The organism is Cryobacterium sp. N21 (assembly GCF_002929575.1).
GTDB lineage: Bacteria > Actinomycetota > Actinomycetes > Actinomycetales > Microbacteriaceae > Cryobacterium > Cryobacterium flavum.
Map to the genome: position 1 here is coordinate 185739 of NZ_PJJQ01000032.1, position 16051 is coordinate 201789.

The 16051-nt window shown below is 65.8% G+C and carries 14 protein-coding genes; 12 read left to right on the forward strand and 2 right to left on the reverse strand.

What is annotated here, in order from left to right:
- Positions 1 to 5: 5 nt before the first annotated feature.
- From CXY77_RS09570 to CXY77_RS09605, 8 genes are all read left to right on the forward strand, one after another.
- Positions 6 to 1547 carry an aldehyde dehydrogenase family protein gene (locus CXY77_RS09570; RefSeq protein WP_104129994.1) on the forward strand — a complete coding sequence of 514 codons (1542 nt, stop codon included), beginning with the start codon at positions 6 to 8 and terminating at the stop codon, positions 1545 to 1547.
- A complete protein-coding gene (locus CXY77_RS09575) occupies positions 1544 to 2407 on the forward strand; it encodes an aldehyde dehydrogenase (RefSeq protein ID WP_092340949.1) in 864 nt (287 codons plus the stop codon). The genes CXY77_RS09570 and CXY77_RS09575 overlap by 4 nt, the downstream gene beginning before the upstream one ends.
- Positions 2408 to 2494: 87 nt before the next feature.
- Positions 2495 to 4015 carry an SDR family oxidoreductase gene (locus CXY77_RS09580; RefSeq protein ID WP_092340950.1) on the forward strand — a complete coding sequence of 507 codons (1521 nt, stop codon included), beginning with the start codon at positions 2495 to 2497 and terminating at the stop codon, positions 4013 to 4015.
- 85 nt (positions 4016 to 4100) lie between these two features.
- Positions 4101 to 4661 carry a GDSL-type esterase/lipase family protein gene (locus CXY77_RS09585; RefSeq protein ID WP_104088789.1) on the forward strand — a complete coding sequence of 187 codons (561 nt, stop codon included), beginning with the start codon at positions 4101 to 4103 and terminating at the stop codon, positions 4659 to 4661.
- 55 nt (positions 4662 to 4716) lie between these two features.
- Positions 4717 to 6627, forward strand: coding sequence for a DUF2207 domain-containing protein (locus CXY77_RS20135; RefSeq protein ID WP_158252811.1), 1911 nt, complete (start codon positions 4717 to 4719; stop codon positions 6625 to 6627).
- Complete coding sequence (locus CXY77_RS09595; RefSeq protein ID WP_233197329.1) at positions 6627 to 6962, forward strand: DUF6804 family protein; 336 nt, start codon at positions 6627 to 6629, stop codon at positions 6960 to 6962. The genes CXY77_RS20135 and CXY77_RS09595 overlap by 1 nt, the downstream gene beginning before the upstream one ends.
- 293 nt (positions 6963 to 7255) lie before the next feature.
- On the forward strand, positions 7256 to 9442 hold the full coding sequence (locus tag CXY77_RS09600; protein WP_092340955.1) for a DEAD/DEAH box helicase: 2187 nt from the start codon (positions 7256 to 7258) through the stop codon (positions 9440 to 9442).
- Between the two features lie 5 nt (positions 9443 to 9447).
- Positions 9448 to 10476, forward strand: a complete 1029-nt coding sequence (locus CXY77_RS09605) for a 6-phosphofructokinase (protein ID WP_092340956.1) — start codon at positions 9448 to 9450, stop codon at positions 10474 to 10476.
- A gap of 105 nt (positions 10477 to 10581) precedes the next feature.
- On the opposite strand, the gene CXY77_RS09610 is transcribed toward CXY77_RS09605, so the two are convergent.
- Entirely contained in the window at positions 10582 to 10836 is a 255-nt protein-coding gene (locus tag CXY77_RS09610) for a mycoredoxin (protein ID WP_092340957.1), read from the reverse strand.
- Between the two features lie 57 nt (positions 10837 to 10893).
- Between CXY77_RS09610 and CXY77_RS09615 the strand changes: the two genes are divergently transcribed.
- Genes CXY77_RS09615 through CXY77_RS09625 form a run of 3 tightly spaced genes read left to right on the forward strand, consistent with a single transcriptional unit; the run spans position 10894 to position 12894 of the window.
- Positions 10894 to 11367: an 8-oxo-dGTP diphosphatase gene (locus tag CXY77_RS09615; protein ID WP_104088791.1), complete on the forward strand. Its 474-nt coding sequence runs from the start codon at positions 10894 to 10896 to the stop codon at positions 11365 to 11367.
- The gene (locus tag CXY77_RS09620) at positions 11360 to 12565 is read left to right on the forward strand and encodes an inorganic phosphate transporter (RefSeq protein ID WP_233197330.1); all 1206 of its coding nucleotides are present in this window, start codon (positions 11360 to 11362) and stop codon (positions 12563 to 12565) included. Before CXY77_RS09615 ends, CXY77_RS09620 begins: the two co-directional genes overlap by 8 nt.
- Entirely contained in the window at positions 12562 to 12894 is a 333-nt protein-coding gene (locus tag CXY77_RS09625) for a peptidase (protein WP_092340960.1), read from the forward strand. Before CXY77_RS09620 ends, CXY77_RS09625 begins: the two co-directional genes overlap by 4 nt.
- Positions 12895 to 12990: 96 nt before the next feature.
- Here the strand turns inward: CXY77_RS09625 and CXY77_RS09630 are convergent, their stop codons facing one another.
- Positions 12991 to 14268 (reverse strand): uracil-xanthine permease family protein, encoded by a 1278-nt coding sequence (locus CXY77_RS09630; protein WP_104129995.1) that lies wholly within the window; start codon positions 14266 to 14268, stop codon positions 12991 to 12993.
- Positions 14269 to 14379: 111 nt separating this feature from the next.
- On the opposite strand from CXY77_RS09630, the gene CXY77_RS09635 reads away from it, so the two are divergent.
- On the forward strand, positions 14380 to 15939 hold the full coding sequence (locus tag CXY77_RS09635; RefSeq protein WP_233197331.1) for a carboxylesterase/lipase family protein: 1560 nt from the start codon (positions 14380 to 14382) through the stop codon (positions 15937 to 15939).
- Positions 15940 to 16051: the final 112 nt, after the last annotated feature.

Consider the following 16051-nt stretch of genomic DNA (forward strand, 5'->3'; position numbering starts at 1 on the left):
CAACCATGAAATTTCTTGACTACGCCCCGGCCCCAGAGTCGCAGGCCCTGCTGAACCTCAAAAGCGACTACGGCCTCTTCATCAACGGCGATTTCACGGCCGGTCGCGGAACCCCGTTCCAAACCATCAACCCGGCTACCGAGCAGCAGATCGCCATGATCGCCACCGCCAACGAAGCGGATGTCGACGCCGCAGTCGCGGCCGCCCGTCACGCCTACGATGGCGTCTGGTCCCGCCTCTCCGGCAGCGACCGGGGCAAGTACCTGTTTCGCATCGCCCGCCTGGTGCAGGAACGCGCCCGCGAACTCGCCGTCGCTGAGACCCTCGACAACGGCAAACCGATCAAGGAAACCCGCGACGTCGACATTCCCCTGGTCGCCGCCTGGTTCTTCTACTACGCCGGCTGGGCCGACAAGCTCGACCACGCCGGAGTCGGTCCGAACCCGGCCTCGCTCGGCGTCGCCGCGCAGGTCATCCCGTGGAACTTTCCGCTCATGATGCTCGCCTGGAAGATCGCCCCTGCCCTTGCCGCCGGGAACACGGTCGTGCTCAAGCCCGCCGAAACCACCTCGCTCACCGCGCTGCTGTTCGCGGAGATTCTGCAGCAGGCCGACCTGCCCGCCGGCGTCGTGAACATCATCACGGGTGACGGAAGCACCGGGCAGACCTTGGTCAACCACCCAGGCGTCAACAAGGTCGCCTTCACCGGCTCGACGTCGGTCGGTCGGGCCATCGCCCGTTCCGTCGCCGGAACCGACAAAAAGCTCAGCCTCGAGCTCGGCGGCAAGGGCGCCAACATCGTCTTCGACGACGCCCCGATCGACCAGGCTGTCGAGGGCATCGTGCGCGGCATCTTTTTCAACCAGGGTCACGTCTGCTGCGCCGGCAGCCGCCTGCTCGTGCAGGAAAGCATCCACGACGACGTCATCGAGCGGCTCAAGCGCCGCATGCAGACATTGCGCCTGGGCGACCCGCTTGATAAGAACACCGACATCGGTGCCATCAACAGTGCAGAACAGCTCGCCCGTATTCGCGAACTGTCCGATCTCGGCCAGCAGGAAGGCGCCGAACGCTGGAGCACCGACTGCGTCATTCCCGAGAACGGTTTCTGGTTCGCGCCGACCATCTTCACCAACGTGTCCACCAGCCACCGCATCGCGCGCGATGAGATCTTCGGCCCGGTGCTCTCCGTGCTGACCTTCCGCACCCCGGCCGAAGCAATTGTCAAGGCGAACAATACCCCGTACGGTCTCTCCGCCGGAATCTGGAGCGACAAGGGCAGTCGCATCCTCGCCGTCGCCGACAAGCTGCGCGCCGGCGTGATCTGGGCGAACACCTTCAACCAATTCGACCCGTCCAGCCCGTTCGGTGGCTACAAGGAGAGCGGCTACGGCCGCGAGGGCGGCCGCCACGGCCTCGCTGCGTACCTCAAGCCCGCCGTACGCACCGGGTCGCGGTCGATCCCGGCCGCGGAGCACGCTCCGGTCAGCAAGAAGTCCGCATCCGCCAGCAAGAAGTCCGCATCCGCAGAGAAGGCCACCAAGTGAACCGCCTCGCCATTCCCAAGACATACAAGCTTTACATCGGCGGCAAGTTTCCGCGCAGCGAATCCGGCCGCGTCTACGAGGTGCTCTCGCACAAAGGCGACTTTCTCGCAAACGCCGCGAAGGGGAGCCGCAAGGATGCCCGCGACGCCGTCGTTGCCGCCCGCAGCGCCCTCGGTGGTTGGGCCGGTGCCACGGCCTATAACCGTGGCCAGGTGCTGTATCGCATCGCCGAACTGCTCGAGGGCCGCCGGGCGCAGTTCATCGACGAGATCGAGAGCTGCGAGGGCGTCAACGCCGCCGCAGCGAGTGCCCAAATCGACGAGGCCATTGATCGCTGGGTCTGGTACGCCGGCTGGGCTGACAAGTACGTGCAGGTCGCTGGCAACGCCAACCCGGTCTCCGGTCCGTTCTTCAACCTGTCGGTGCCCGAACCGACCGGCGTCGTCGCGATCATCGCCCCGCAGGGCGGCGAATCGCTGCTCGGACTGGTCAGCGCCATCGCACCGGCCCTCGTGGCCGGTAACACCGTCGTCGTCGTCGCCAACGAACTCGCACCGCTGTCGGGGATCAGTCTCGGCGAGGTGCTCGCCACGAGCGATGTGCCCGGCGGAGTCGTCAACATCGTCACCGGTTCGCCGGCCGAAATCGCGCCGTGGCTGGCCAGCCACGCCGACGTCAACGCGCTCGACCTCGTCGGTGCCGGCGACCTCGACTGGGTGGAGCTGCAGATCAGCGCCGCCGACACGCTCAAGCGGGTACTCCCACCCGAGTCGGGAGCGGATGCCGCAGCCCCCGCCCTGTCCCGCATCCTCGCCTTCACCGAAGTCAAAACGGTCTGGCACACCAAGGCCATCCTCTAGCCTGTCGCCCGGGTATCCGCTGGCCGCCGCCCGGGCATCCGCTGTGACCGTGCAACGGGTGTCCCAGGCCGCGATAGGCTGCGGCCCATGACCTTACGCAGAGCACTCGTCACCGGCGCGACGGGCTACATCGGTGGACGTCTCGTTCCCAAACTTCTCGACGCCGGTTTCACCGTGCGGGTGCTCGTGCGCACGCCGTCGAAACTGCGCGATGTGCCCTGGGCCGATCAGGTCGAGGTAGTCGAGGGAGACCTCGGCGACCTGGCCTCGGTTGAGCGCGCGTGCGTCGATATCGACGTGCTGTTCTATCTCGTGCATTCGATGGGTGCGGCCGGCGACTTCGAAAAAACCGAGCACACGGCGGCGGAGAACGTCGCCCGGGCGGCCTTCGCCGCCCACGTCGGACGGATCGTTTACCTCGGCGGGCTGCACCCCGACACGCAGACGTTGTCGGCCCACCTGCGCTCCCGGATGGAAGTCGGCCGCATCCTGATCGACAGTGGCGTGCCCACCATCGCGTTCCAGGCCGGCGTCGTGATCGGCTCAGGTTCCACCTCGTTCGAGATGATCCGCCACTTGACCGACGTGCTGCCCTACATGCCCGCGCCCAAATGGGTGCGCAACAAGATCCAGCCGATCGCCGTGCGTGACGTGCTCTACTACCTGCAGGCCGCGGCCGACCTGCCGCCCGAGGTGAACCGCACCTTCGACATCGGCGGTCCGGACGTCTTGCGGTACGGCCAGATGATGAACGGTTACGCCCTCGAAGCCGGCCTCAAGCAGCGGGCCATCGCGGCTCTGCCGGTACTCACCCCGTGGCTCGCCTCGCAGTGGGTGAACCTGGTCACGCCGATTCCACGCAACCTCGCCATCCCCATCATCGCCTCGCTGCAATACGACTGCGTCGTGCACGAGAGTGATATCGACGAGTTCATTCCGCAGCCGGAGGGCGGCCTCACCGGCTATCGTCGCGCCGTGCGTCTGGCCCTCGGCCGCATGCGAGACGGCGACGTGGAGACCAGCTGGCGCAACTCCTCGATCGAGGGTGCGTCGAGCAACCCGCTTCCGAGCGACCCGAACTGGGCCGGCCACTCCGTTTACACCGACCTGCGCGAGAAGACCACCCCGGCCGACCCCGCAGCACTGTGGCGGGTCATCGAGAGCATCGGCGGCGAAAACGGCTGGTACTCCTTTCCGCTGGCCTGGGCCGTTCGCGGTCTCATGGACAAGGCCGTCGGCGGGGTCGGTCTTCGCCGCGGCCGCCGCAACCCCGACCACCTGCATAACGGTGAGGTGCTCGATTTCTGGCGGGTCGAGCAGATCGACCACGGAAGCTTTCTGCGCCTCCGCGCCGAAATGCGCGTCCCAGGCCGGGCCTGGCTCGAAATGAGCGTGACACCAACGGATGCCGGCGGCTCCCTCTACCGCCAGCGCGCGGTGTTCTTTCCCCGCGGCCTCGGCGGGAGGCTGTACTGGGCGGCGATCCTGCCGTTCCACGGCATCATTTTCGAGGGCATGGCCACCCGCATCACGGCCACGGCGGCGGTGGAGCGGAAAACCGAGGTGCCGCATCCGCTCGGCGCAGTATCTCGCTCTGAGGATAACTGAGGTTTCAGTAGAACGTGCGTATACTCTGAGAATTCTGGCGGCTCGGCCTGGTTCGGGGCATGATGGTTACGAGTAGGAGGCCACTATGTCAGTTTCTCTCGCCTTTCTGGGCGACGGCCTTGTCGCGAGCGGTCTGTGGGACGAGTGGTTTCCCGAGCACGATGTGCACAATTTGGCCGCCAGTGGAAACACCACCGATGAGGTGATCGCGCAGATTGATCGGGTGATTGAGTTGCGGCCGGACGCCATCGTGATCGGGGTCGGTACCAACGATCTCGGCTGGCGCAAGTCCGACGAATACGTCGTGCGCAACGTCGAGACCATCCTGCACACCCTCCGTCGAGCCCTGCCAGAGACCCGCATAATGGTGCAGTCTGTTTTACCGCGTGACCGGGACTTTGCCGAGACCATCCGCTCAATAAACCGGCACGTGTGGCAGTATGCACCCACCCAGCACGTGCAATACCTTGACCTCTGGCCGGCTCTCGCCCTGCCGGACGGCGAGCTCGACCCGGCACTCGGTATCGACCGCCTGCACCTGAATCCGGCCGGGTACGCGGCCTGGCTCGCCGAACTGAAGCCGGGGCTGGAGATGCTGTTCGAACGCCCGCCGTCGACGACATCGATTCCCATCCAGCACGCCTGAACCGCCAGGGACGAGCGCGCGGCTGCCTGCTTGGCACGCTCGGTAGAGTGGACTCATGCTCAGATCGGTTCGCCCCGCACTCGTCCTCACTCTCGGTGCGCTGATTAGCGGGGGTCTGGTCATCGGGGGAGCCGCGCTCGCCCCGACGCCGCCAGCGCAGGCCGCCACCGCTCCGCTCAGCCTGGTGGGCGCAGGCGTCAACGACTTCAGCTTTGACTCCTTCGACGCCCAATACGACCTTGGCCTGGACGCTGACGGCCGGTCAACGCTGACAACCGTCGAGACCATCGTGGCCCGCTTCCCAGAGGTCGACCAAAACCACGGCATTCAGCGCGCCATCCCCACGCACTACCGGGGGCGTCCCACCGACATCGTGATCGAGAGCGTCACCGACGAGAACGGCACGCCCCGACCGTTTGGCACCGAGACCACCAGCGAAGACCGCGATGAAGAGTTTCTCGTGGTGACGAGTGCCGCCGACGAATTCGTGCACGGTGCAGAGACCTACATGATCACGTACGCGCAATCCAACGTCACGCTGTATCCCGACAACGCCGAAACCGAAGAGTTCTACTGGGACGTAAACGGCACCGGATGGGACCAGCCGTTCGGCCTGGTCACCGCAACGGTGCGGTTCGATCCGGAGCTCGTCGACCGGTTGAGCAGCAAGCTGCGGTGTTTTCAGGGGCGGGATGATTCTCAGTTGCCCTGTGACAGCATCCGTTTCACCGGGTCCGACACTGAACCGACCGTCTCCGCGGTTACCCGCGAGCTCGGGCCGCAGGAGAACCTGACCATCGATGTCGAGTTTCAGCCGGGTACCTTTGTGCCGCGCGATGATTCCTTCATCGCCAACGCCTTCCCCAGCATTGGGCTGGCCGCCGCCATCGTGGCGTTGCTGACGGCCCTGTTGGCCGCACTGTTACGCGCCACCCGATTGCGTGACGCGCGTGATCGATTCACCATCATCGCCGAGTACCTTCCGCCGCGAGGGGTGAACCTGCTCACCTCCGGAGACATCGTCGGTGCCTCGAGCAAGGCGATGGCGGCCCAGTTCATCAGCTTCGCGGTGCGTGGCAACGTGCGTATTCTCGAGACCAGCGACAAGAAGAGTCACTTTCTGCTCGAATTCGTGCACGCCGACGGCGTCGACGAGACCGAGAGCCGCATTCTCGGCAAGCTCTTTCCCGGACTGCAGCCCGGCGACCAACGTGACCTGAAGAAGAAGAGCATTTCGTTGAGCAAGGCGCTGGCGAAGGAACGCACGGCGAGCCACGCGGAATCTCTGCGTTTGGGTTTGCGGGAACAGAAAAACGTCGCCCTGCGCAGTGTGCTCATGGGGATTGCCGTGGTCAGCGGTGGTGTCGCCGTCGTGGCCGGCCTGGGCGCCGTCATCACGGTGGTGGGCGGGTTCTGGCCCCTGCTGATCATCGCGCTGGGCGTCGTGGCTGTCGTTGCCACGATCGCGTTGGTCGCCAATTTTAGAACGCTCACTGAAAGTGGTGCGGAACTGCGTGACTATCTGAAGGGCGTCAAGTTGTATATAGGTCTCGCCGAAGCCGATCGGCTGCGAGTGTTGCAGAGTCCGGAGGGAGCCGTGCGTTCCGTCTATCGGCCGGAAAACGGTCGGCCAAATCTCGGCCTTGCCACCGCGACAGCGGATGCCCCCGCCGTACAGATCGTGAAACTCTACGAACGCGTGCTGCCCTTGGCCGTACTGTTCGGGCAGGAGAAGGACTGGTCCGGCGTGCTGAGCCAGTACTACGCCGAGAGCAACACCCAGCCCGACTGGTATTACGGGTCCGGAATTTTCCAGGCGGCGTACTTCGCGGGTGCGATCAGCTCCTTCCAGGCCGCCACGACGGCGTCCTGGTCGGGCAGCGCCACGAGCTCATCGAGCTCCGGTGGAGGCGGCGGCGGTTTCTCGGGCGGCGGAGGCGGCGGCGGGGGCGGGGGAGGAGTCTGATGGGCACTCCAGCCGCACCGACGTTCACTCGCTCGGCTCTCGCGCCTGGCCTGCTGGGCGCCATCGTTCTGCTCGCCGGACTCGCGCTTCTGGACGGCGAGAGTTTCATCATCATTCGCTACGCGGTCAGTATTCTGGCGCTCATCATCTGCGTCTTCGTGATTCAGGCCCGGTCCTGGTACTGGCTGCTCGGTCTCGTTCCGATGGCTATCCTGTGGAACCCGGTCGTGATCATCGACCTCAGCGGTCAGGGCTGGGTCTCGGCTCAGTTCATCGCGGCGATCGTTTTCATCGTCGTCGGTCTGCGCACCAAAGTGCCAATTCGCAAGGATTGAACGTCGGGCGTAGACTACTATCGCGTTGAGAGAACTCGATCAGATCTCTACTGGCTCTCGCATTCGGTGGCAGTACCTGTCATATCTGCACCACCGTTGCGACAGCATCCGCTTGACCTTGGGTCGGGCGTCATGATCAGGGCCCGTGCTGTGTTTCGTGTACCACCTGTTTCTGCACGCCGGAGAAACGGTGTGCGCGCACTGCGCGTTTCGGTAACACCAGAATGCCGTGACCGGCACGCTCGGATAGGTACAGCCGGTACCCGTACCGTGCTGCTTCGAAGTGGAGAACAATGGCTTATACCCGCACCGATGCCTCGAGCAGCCGGAACAACCTCGGTCGTAGTGGGTCCACCCGCAATCGGGCTCACCCGCGTTCCCGCGACGATGATGCGCCGATCATTCCGATTCTCGCCCGCAAGGTGCGCGAGGTCGAAGCGAAGGCGCAGTCCGGTACCAAGCTCGGGCCGACCAACCGCACGAAATACCAGGTCATCGCCCTGCTGATGCGGGAGGAACGCGCCCGGGTCAAAGGCGACAAAGAGCTCTCCGACGCGAACCGAGCAGAGCTGCTCAAACGCCTCGATGGGATCGCCCAGATTCTGGCCAAGACGGCCGCCCGTGACACGAGCCTGATAACCCTGCTCGAACCCGATGCGGGCGTCTCCACCGTCGCCCAGCGGTTTCGGCGCGATTGGCTGCTCGAATCCGGTGCCGAGCTCAGCCCCGACGAACTCATCATCACCCGTGAGCCCGAGGCCGCACCGGTCGTGCTGCAGAACCAGGTCATCCCGCAGTCGGTGAAAGCCCGGCAGCTGGCTAACCCGTTCCTGGCCCCCGACTTCAGCGCAGCGGCCCAGCCGATCGTGCACCCGCGTCGACTCGCCAACTGGGAACTGCTCGGCCCCCTGTTCAAATCTTTCGAGTACGGTTCAGGCGGCCAGGCGGCCAGCATGGACATGCCGGAAGCCCCCCGCCTCGACCGGCTCTCCCCGGGCGGCATGGAGCTCATGCGGCACCAGGCACGTTTCATCGAGAGCGCCCGCCTCGGCCACCGCAGCTACCTGCTCGCCGACGAGCCTGGCCTCGGCAAAACCGCGCAAAGCCTGCTGGCGGCATCCGTTGCCAACGCCTACCCGTTGCTGGCCATCGTGCCGAACGTGGTCAAGATGAACTGGGCCCGCGAAGTTGAGCTGTGGACGCCGAACCGGCGGGCCACCGTCATCCACGGCGACGGAGACACCCTCGACGCGTTCGCCGACGTGGTCGTGGTGAATTACGACGTGCTCGACCGCCACCTGGCCTGGCTCGGCACGCTCGGGTTCAAGGGCATGGTCGTCGATGAGGCGCACTTCATCAAGAATTTGTCCTCGCAGCGGTCCAAACACGTGCTGTCGCTCGCCGACCAGATCCGCCGCCGTACTCCGGGCGGCAACCCGCTGCTGATGGCGCTCACCGGCACCCCTCTCATCAACGACGTCGATGATTTTCGCGCCATCTGGCAGTTCCTCGGCTGGATCGACGGCGACAAGCCGGCCCCCGCCCTTCTGAAACGCCTCGAAGAGACCGGGCTGACTCCCGCCGACATGGGGTTCTACAAGGAAGCCCGCGCCGCTGTCATTGATATGGGCATCGTGCGTCGCCGCAAGGTCGACGTCGCCGCCGACCTGCCGGCCAAGCGCATCGCCGACCTGCCGGTGGAACTCGACGATGACCTCGGCCGATCCATTCGTCAAGCCGAACGTGAGCTGGGTGCCCGTCTGGTCACCCGCTACCAGGCGCTCGTGGCTGCCCGCCATGCCGGTTCCGGCGGTCCAGCTGTTCCCGACGAAGACCAGCGGGATGCCTACATTCGCGCCGTCGCCCACGCCGAGCTCGAAGATTCCAAGGGCCAGACCACTGGCGAAAACGTCTTCACGATGGTGCGCAAGATCGGTCAGGCCAAGGCCGGGCTCGCAGCCGATTACGCTGCGCAACTCGCCCGCTCGGTGGGCAAGGTGGTGTTCTTCGCCAAGCACATCGACGTCATGGACACCGCGGAGGAGATCTTCGCCAAGCGCGACCTGAAAACGGTTTCGCTGCGCGGCGACCAGAGTGCCCTGGCCCGCCAGGCGGCGATCGACTCGTTCAACAATGATCCCGACGTCGCGATCGCGGTGTGTTCGCTCACCGCGGCCGGTGTCGGCGTGAACCTGCAGGCCGCGTCCAACGTGGTGCTCGCCGAACTCAGCTGGACCGCTGCCGAGCAGACCCAGGCCATCGACCGGGTGCACCGCATCGGCCAGGACGAGCCGGTCACCGCGTGGCGCATCATCGCCGCGCACACCATCGATGCGCGTATCGCCGACCTGATCGGCAGCAAAGAGGGTCTGGCCGCCCGCGCCCTCGATGGGTCTCAGGCAGAGTTTTCGGCCACCGAATCGGTGCAGGCAAGTGCGCTCATCTTCCTGCTCACCCAGGCCCTCGACGGAAAGCTGTAACCCGCATGAAGATCGGTATTCTCACCAGCGGCGGCGACTGCCCCGGACTGAACGCGGTCATTCGCGGCGCCGTGCTCAAGGGTGTGCGCACGCACGATTTCGAGTTCGTCGGAATCCGCAATGGCTGGCGCGGACTCGTGCAGAGCGAGTTCATGGAACTCGATCGTCACAGCGTGCGCGGCCTGTCCCGCCAGGGCGGCACCATTTTGGGCAGTTCCCGCACGAACCCGTTCGAGGGCGAGCACGGCGGCCCGGAGAATATCCAGCGCACCCTCGACGCCAACGGCATCGACGCCGTGATCGCGATCGGCGGGGAGGGCACGCTGACCGCAGCGCACCGCCTCACCGAGGCCGGACTCAACATTGTCGGCGTGCCGAAAACCATCGACAATGATCTCGAGGCCACCGACTACTCGTTCGGCTTCAACACCGCCGTCGAAATCGCCACCGAAGCCATCGACCGGCTGCGCACGACCGCCGAATCGCACGGGCGCTGCATGGTCGTCGAGGTCATGGGACGCCACGTCGGCTGGATTGCGCTGCACTCCGGCATGGCCGGCGGCGCCCACGCCATCCTCATTCCTGAGCAACCCAAGTCGATCGAGCAGATCTGCGACTGGGTCGAGCACGTTCGCGACCGCGGTCGGGCCCCGGTCATCGTCGTCTCGGAGGGTTTTCTGCTCTCCGGCATGGAGAAGGCGCACTCCACCAAGGGCCTCGACGCCTTTCATCGGCCTCGTCTGGGCGGAATCAGCGAGATCATCGCCCCGTTGATCGAAGAACGCACCGGCATCGAAAGCCGGGCCACGGTGCTCGGCCACACCCAGCGCGGCGGCGCACCGTCGGCCTACGACCGGGTGCTCGCCACCCGCCTGGGTATGGCGGCGGTCGACGCGATCCACAACTCCCAGTGGGGCTCCATGGTGTCGCTGCGCGGCACCGAGATCGACGTCGTGAGCATCGCATCGGCCACGATCGGCCTCAAGCGGGTCTCACCGGCCCGCTACGACGAGGCTGCCGTACTCTTCGGCTAGAAGAGTGCGCTCGTGGCACGCGTTTGAGCTCGTGGCACGAGTTCAAACCAGTGCCAGCTTCTCAAACGAGTGCCGCGAGGTGCCGAGCTGGGCCCGGCGGGCTGATCAGGCGAGTTTGGCCTGCACCTGGGCCAGCGAGGGATTGGTCGCGGCCGATCCGTCGGGGTACAGAATGGTCGGCACGGTCTGGTTGCCGTTGTTCAGGCTCATCACGAGTTCGGGTGTGCCGTCAACCTGCTCGATATTCACCTCGGTGTAGCCGATACCGGCGGTGTCGAGCTGTTTCTTCAATCGTTTGCAGTAGCCGCACCAATCGGTGGTGAACATGGTGATGGTTCCGGTCGCGGGTACAAAGTCCATGCTGCAAGCTTATCCGAGCCGCATCCGAATGCACCGCGTGCGCGTTAAGATGAAGCAATGACTTTGCCCCAGGTATGCGTGTGCTACCTCACTCGACTATCTCCCGAAGGCAACCGGCAGGTACTGCTGGGCCGCAAGAAGAAAGGCCTCGGCGTAGGCAACATCGTCGGCCTTGGCGGCAAGCTCGAAATCGGCGAAAGTGCAGTGGATGCTGCCGTGCGCGAAATCGAAGAGGAATCCGGGCTGGTGGTGGCGGCATCCGCTTTGACGGAACTGGGGTATCTCACCTACCTGTTTCCGCACCGCCAGGAGTGGAGCCAGGAATCGACCGTGTTCGTCTGCGACGACTGGTCCGGAACGCCGCGGGAATCGAACGAGCTGAACCCCGTCTGGTTCGACGTGGCGAGCCTGCCGGTCGATGAGATGTGGGACGACGCCCGGCATTGGCTGCCCGGGGTGCTCGACGGAGTGCCGGTGCGCGCCACGTTCACCTTCGGAGCCGACTTGGAAAGCGTGGTGTCTCGTGCCTGAATTCAGCCTCATCATCGTGCTGGTCATTGCGCTGGCACTCATCTTCGACTTCACCAACGGTTTTCACGACACGGCCAATGCCATGGCCACCCCGATCGCGACCGGCGCGATGAAGCCCAAGGTTGCCGTTGGCGTCGCCGCCATTCTCAACCTGGTCGGTGCTTTTCTCTCGACCGAGGTTGCCCGCACAGTGTCTGGCGGCATTATCAAGGAGGGGGACGGCGGGGTACTGATCACCCCCGAACTCATCTTCGCGGGCCTGATCGGCGCGATCGTGTGGAACCTGGTCACCTGGCTGATGGGCCTGCCATCCAGCTCGAGCCACGCCCTGTTCGGTGGGCTGATCGGCGCCACGATCATCGGCGTCGGTACCCAGGCCGTTGACTACAACGTCGTGGCCGCCAAGGTGATCCTGCCCGCGCTGATCGCGCCGCTGATCGCGGGAGGCGTGGCGCTCGTCGCCACCCGCCTGGCCTACACGATCACCCGGCGCGACGTCGGCAAGCCAGACGGCCGCGGCGGGTTCCGTTACGCGCAGATCTTCTCCTCCTCGCTCGTCGCGCTGGCCCACGGCACCAACGATGCCCAGAAGACCATGGGAGTGATCACCCTCACCCTCATCGCCGGCGGGTTTCAGGCAGTCGGCAGCGGGCCCACCTTCTGGGTCATCGCCGCCTGCGCCCTCGCCATTGCCGTCGGCACCTACACCGGCGGCTGGCGCATCATCCGCACCATGGGCACCGGCCTGACCGAGATCAAGCCGGCCCAGGGTTTCGCCGCCGAAACCAGCACCGCGGCCACGATCCTCGCCTCCAGCCATCTCGGATTCGCCCTCTCCACCACCCAGGTTGCCTCCGGCTCGGTGATCGGCTCCGGCCTGGGCCGCCGCGGGTCGACCATCCGCTGGGGGATGGCCGGCCGCATCGCTCTCGGCTGGGTCATGACCCTGCCGGCTTCGGCCATCATGGGCGCATTCGCCGCCGGACTCGCCCTGCTCGGGCCGATCGGCATCGTGCTCGACATGGTGATCGGAACGATCGTCATCATGGCCCTGTTCCGCTGGTCGCGTCGCAACCGGGTCTCGCACCACACCCTGCTCAACGACATCGATGATGCCGGACGGGTGGTCAACATCAAGAAGACGCCGCGCCGGCCCACGCGGCGTGGCCGCGGCGACCGCAAGAAGGTATCGCTGTGATCGACTGGAGCGCCTTTCTCATCGTCTCGGCCGCGTCACTGTTCTCGGCCGCTCTGCTCGTGAGCCTCTACTCGCTGGGCCTGCGCTTGCTTACCACGGCCGGTCGCATCCCGCTGGTGGAGCCGCACGAATTCACCGGCGCGATCACCGTGCTGAGCCCGAAGAAGGCCGCGAAACAGGTCAAACGAGCGCGCAAGGCCGCCGCGGCCAACCCGCTCGCGCCCGGGCTGAAGCGCTTGGCGCTTTACGCCGGCTATGCCTGTTTCGTGCTGTGCGGCATCGCCGTGCTCTACGGCGTCTACCTGATCGTGCCCGCCCTGCACCGATAGCCTGCCTCCACGGACGGGGCCCGGGCCCGGGCCCCGGGCCCAGTTTATAAACTGGGCCCACGGACGGGGCCTGGGCCCCGTCCGTGTGAGGGTGGGTCAGGCGGTTTGGCGCAGGCGGCCGAGCCGGGTCATCAGGTGGTAGATCGTGATGGCCGCCACGGTGCCGAGGGCGATGCCGTTGAAGCTCAGGGTGCCCGCGTTCAGGGTGAAGTCGGCGATGCCGATGATCAGCGCGGTCGCGGCCGTGAACTGGTTAACCGGCTTGGAGAAGTCGACCTTGTTGTCAAGCCAGATCTTGACGCCGATGACACCAATCAGCCCGTAGAGCGCAGTGGTGACACCGCCGAGCACCCCGTCGGGGATGGTGAAGATGATCGCCCCGACCTTGGGGGAGAGGCCGAGCAGAATCGCGACGATGCCGGCCACCCAGTAGGCCGCCGTGGAGTAGATGCGGGTGGCCGCCATGACGCCGATGTTCTCGCCGTAGGTCGTAGTTCCGCTGCCGCCGCCGAAACCGGCCAGCATGGTGGCGAGGCCGTCGGCGAGCAGGGCCCGTCCGGTGAGCCGGTTCACCTTCGCATCCGTCATCTGGGCGACGCCCTTGATGTGGCCAACGTTCTCGGCGATCAGCACGAGGACGACGGGGATAAAAGCGGGCAGCACCCCGAAGACTGCGGCCGGGTTCTCAAACGGGTTGGCCGGGGCGGTGAACGGCGGCAGCCCGATCCAGGCGGCGTCGGCGACGCGGCTGAAGTCGACCTCGCCGAAGAAGACGGCCGCGACGTAGCCAACGACCACGCCGAGAAAGATCGACAGTCGACCGAGGATGCCGCGAAACAGCACCGTGCACAGAATCACCGCGACAAGGGTGATCAGAGCGGTGAGCGGTGCCTTGTCGAAGTTGGCCTTGGCCACCGGGGCGAGGTTGAATCCGATTAGCGCGACGATGGCGCCCGACACGATCGGCGGCATGAGCCGGTCGATCCACCCGGTGCCGGTGAGCTCAACGATCACGCCGACCAGGGCGAGGAGTACCCCGACGGCCATGATGCCGAACAGGGCGCTGCCCATGCCGGCCGAGGCGGTTGCCGCGGTGATCGGTGCGATGAACGCGAACGACGAGCCGAGGTAGCTGGGCAGTTTGTTGCCGGTGATCAGCAAAAACAGGAGGGTTCCTATACCGGAGAACAGCAGTGTGGTGCTCGGCGGAAAGTCGGTGAGCAGCGGCACCAGAAAGGTCGCACCGAACATGGCCACGACGTGCTGCGAGCCGATGCCGATGGTCAGCGGCCAGCTCAGGCGTTCGCCCGGACCGACGACTTCCTGTGCCCCGACTGTTTTTCCGTCGCCGTGCAGGGTCCAGGGCAGTGCCATTGCGGTTCTCGTTTCTTTATGCTGCGTGATCAGTCCTGTTGCCTGATCACAGTCGAGCGTAGTCGCAGCCGACAACCGGTCCTCACAGCACGGCGGAATAGACTCGGGCGCATGAGTCAACTCGCTGATCCCACCACCGAGACGGGGCTGGAGGTGCGAGTGGCCAACGGACTGCTCCGTGGGGTGCGCGAGCGCGGTGTGCTGGCCTGGCGCGGTATTCCCTATGCGGCGGCTCCGGTGGGTGAGCGACGATTTCGTGCGCCGCAGCCGGCGCCGGCCTGGCACGGCGTGCGCGACGCGAGCGAGTGGGGCCCGATCGCCCCGCAGAGTCACAAGGGCCAGTTTCGCGGCGCTCACCCGCGCATTCCGCAGGGCGAAGACTGCCTCAACCTCAACGTGATCGCGCCAGACGAGCGGATGCGCCCCGGCGCGCAGCTCCAGGACGCGCTGCGGCCGGTGATGGTGTTCATCCACGGCGGCGCCTACAGCGTCGGCTCCAGCCGTGAGGTTCCGCGGCAGGGGGAGGGCCTGGTGCGACGGGGCGGCATCGTTTACGTCAGCATCAACTACCGGCTCGGGGCCCTCGGGTACCTGGACTTCTCCCGGTATGCCACGACGGAGCATCCGTTTGAGAGCAACCTGGGATTACGAGACCAGGTCGCCGCCCTGCAATGGGTGCACGAGAACATTCATGCCTTCGGCGGCGACCCGGATGCCGTCACCCTGTTCGGCGAGTCGGCCGGCGGCAACGCGGTCACCACGCTGATGACCGTGCCGAGCGCGGCCGGACTGTTCCACCGGGCGATCGCGCAGAGTGCGCCGCCGAACGCGGTCTACCCGAGCGATCTCACCGCGCGCTGGGCCGGCGAATTCGTCGACAGCCTGACCGACGGCCCGTACAGCGACGCGGATGCCGCCCGACTGCTCCTCGCGGCCGACCCCGCGCAACTGGCCGCAGCGACGACAGCGCTGACCGTGCGCACTCCCGACCAAGACCCGGGCACGATCCCGCTCTGCCCCGTCATTGACGGCGATTTTCTGCCCGAGCGACCGCTCGATGCCTTTCGGGACGGCCGGGCCGCGCGCATCCCGCTGATCATCGGCACCAACGCGCGGGAGGGATCACTGTTCAGCGGCCGGATCGACATTCTGGCGACGACCCCGGCGCGGATCCGCGCGATATTCAAGAAAACCAAGAAGAAGGCGAAAAAGGCCCTCAAGGCGCAGTACCCGGGTATTCCCGCGTTGCGGGCGGCGCTCGATTTCGGCGGCGACTATTCGTTCTGGTATCCGAGCGTGAAGGTCGCAGAACGACACTCGCGCTACGCGCCGGTGTACTTCTACCGGTTCGACGCCGCGCCGCGGCTGCTGCGTCTGATGGGCCTCGACGCGACCCACGGCCTCGAACTGTTTCCGTTGTTCGACCGGCTCGACGGCTGGTTCGGCCGCGGCATGACGGCGCTCGGCGGGCGCCGCACTTTTCTGGACATTGCCACGAGGATGCAGGGCTGGTGGCTGGGTTTCGTCGCCGGCGAGGTGCCATCGGCGGCCTGGCCGCGCTACGACGAAAGCACCCGGGAAACGCTCATCATCGACCAAACAGACCACGTTGAATCCGATCCGCACAAGGAACGACGACTGGCCTGGGGACGGTTCGTGCCGCACGTTTGAGCTGACCCGGCTGGCCCGGTCGTAGACTGGAACCTTGCGTTAAAGGCCACGGCACTGGGAGCACACCATTTCGAGCACTGAAACACCCACCACTGCGGCCTCGCCGCAACCG

Excerpts from the sequence above, each read along its gene's own strand:
- CXY77_RS09570 (WP_104129994.1), top strand. The coding sequence starts at position 6 with ATGAAATTTCTTGACTACGCCCCGGCCCCAGAGTCGCAGGCCCTGCTG.
- CXY77_RS09580 (WP_092340950.1), top strand. The coding sequence starts at position 2,495 with ATGACCTTACGCAGAGCACTCGTCACCGGCGCGACGGGCTACATCGGT.
- CXY77_RS09585 (WP_104088789.1), top strand. The coding sequence starts at position 4,101 with ATGTCAGTTTCTCTCGCCTTTCTGGGCGACGGCCTTGTCGCGAGCGGT.
- CXY77_RS20135 (WP_158252811.1), top strand. The coding sequence starts at position 4,717 with ATGCTCAGATCGGTTCGCCCCGCACTCGTCCTCACTCTCGGTGCGCTG.
- CXY77_RS09595 (WP_233197329.1), top strand. The coding sequence starts at position 6,627 with ATGGGCACTCCAGCCGCACCGACGTTCACTCGCTCGGCTCTCGCGCCT.
- CXY77_RS09600 (WP_092340955.1), top strand. The coding sequence starts at position 7,256 with ATGGCTTATACCCGCACCGATGCCTCGAGCAGCCGGAACAACCTCGGT.
- CXY77_RS09605 (WP_092340956.1), top strand. The coding sequence starts at position 9,448 with ATGAAGATCGGTATTCTCACCAGCGGCGGCGACTGCCCCGGACTGAAC.
- CXY77_RS09610 (WP_092340957.1), bottom strand. The coding sequence starts at position 10,836 with ATGGACTTTGTACCCGCGACCGGAACCATCACCATGTTCACCACCGAT.
- CXY77_RS09615 (WP_104088791.1), top strand. The coding sequence starts at position 10,894 with ATGACTTTGCCCCAGGTATGCGTGTGCTACCTCACTCGACTATCTCCC.
- CXY77_RS09630 (WP_104129995.1), bottom strand. The coding sequence starts at position 14,268 with ATGGCACTGCCCTGGACCCTGCACGGCGACGGAAAAACAGTCGGGGCA.
- CXY77_RS09635 (WP_233197331.1), top strand. The coding sequence starts at position 14,380 with ATGAGTCAACTCGCTGATCCCACCACCGAGACGGGGCTGGAGGTGCGA.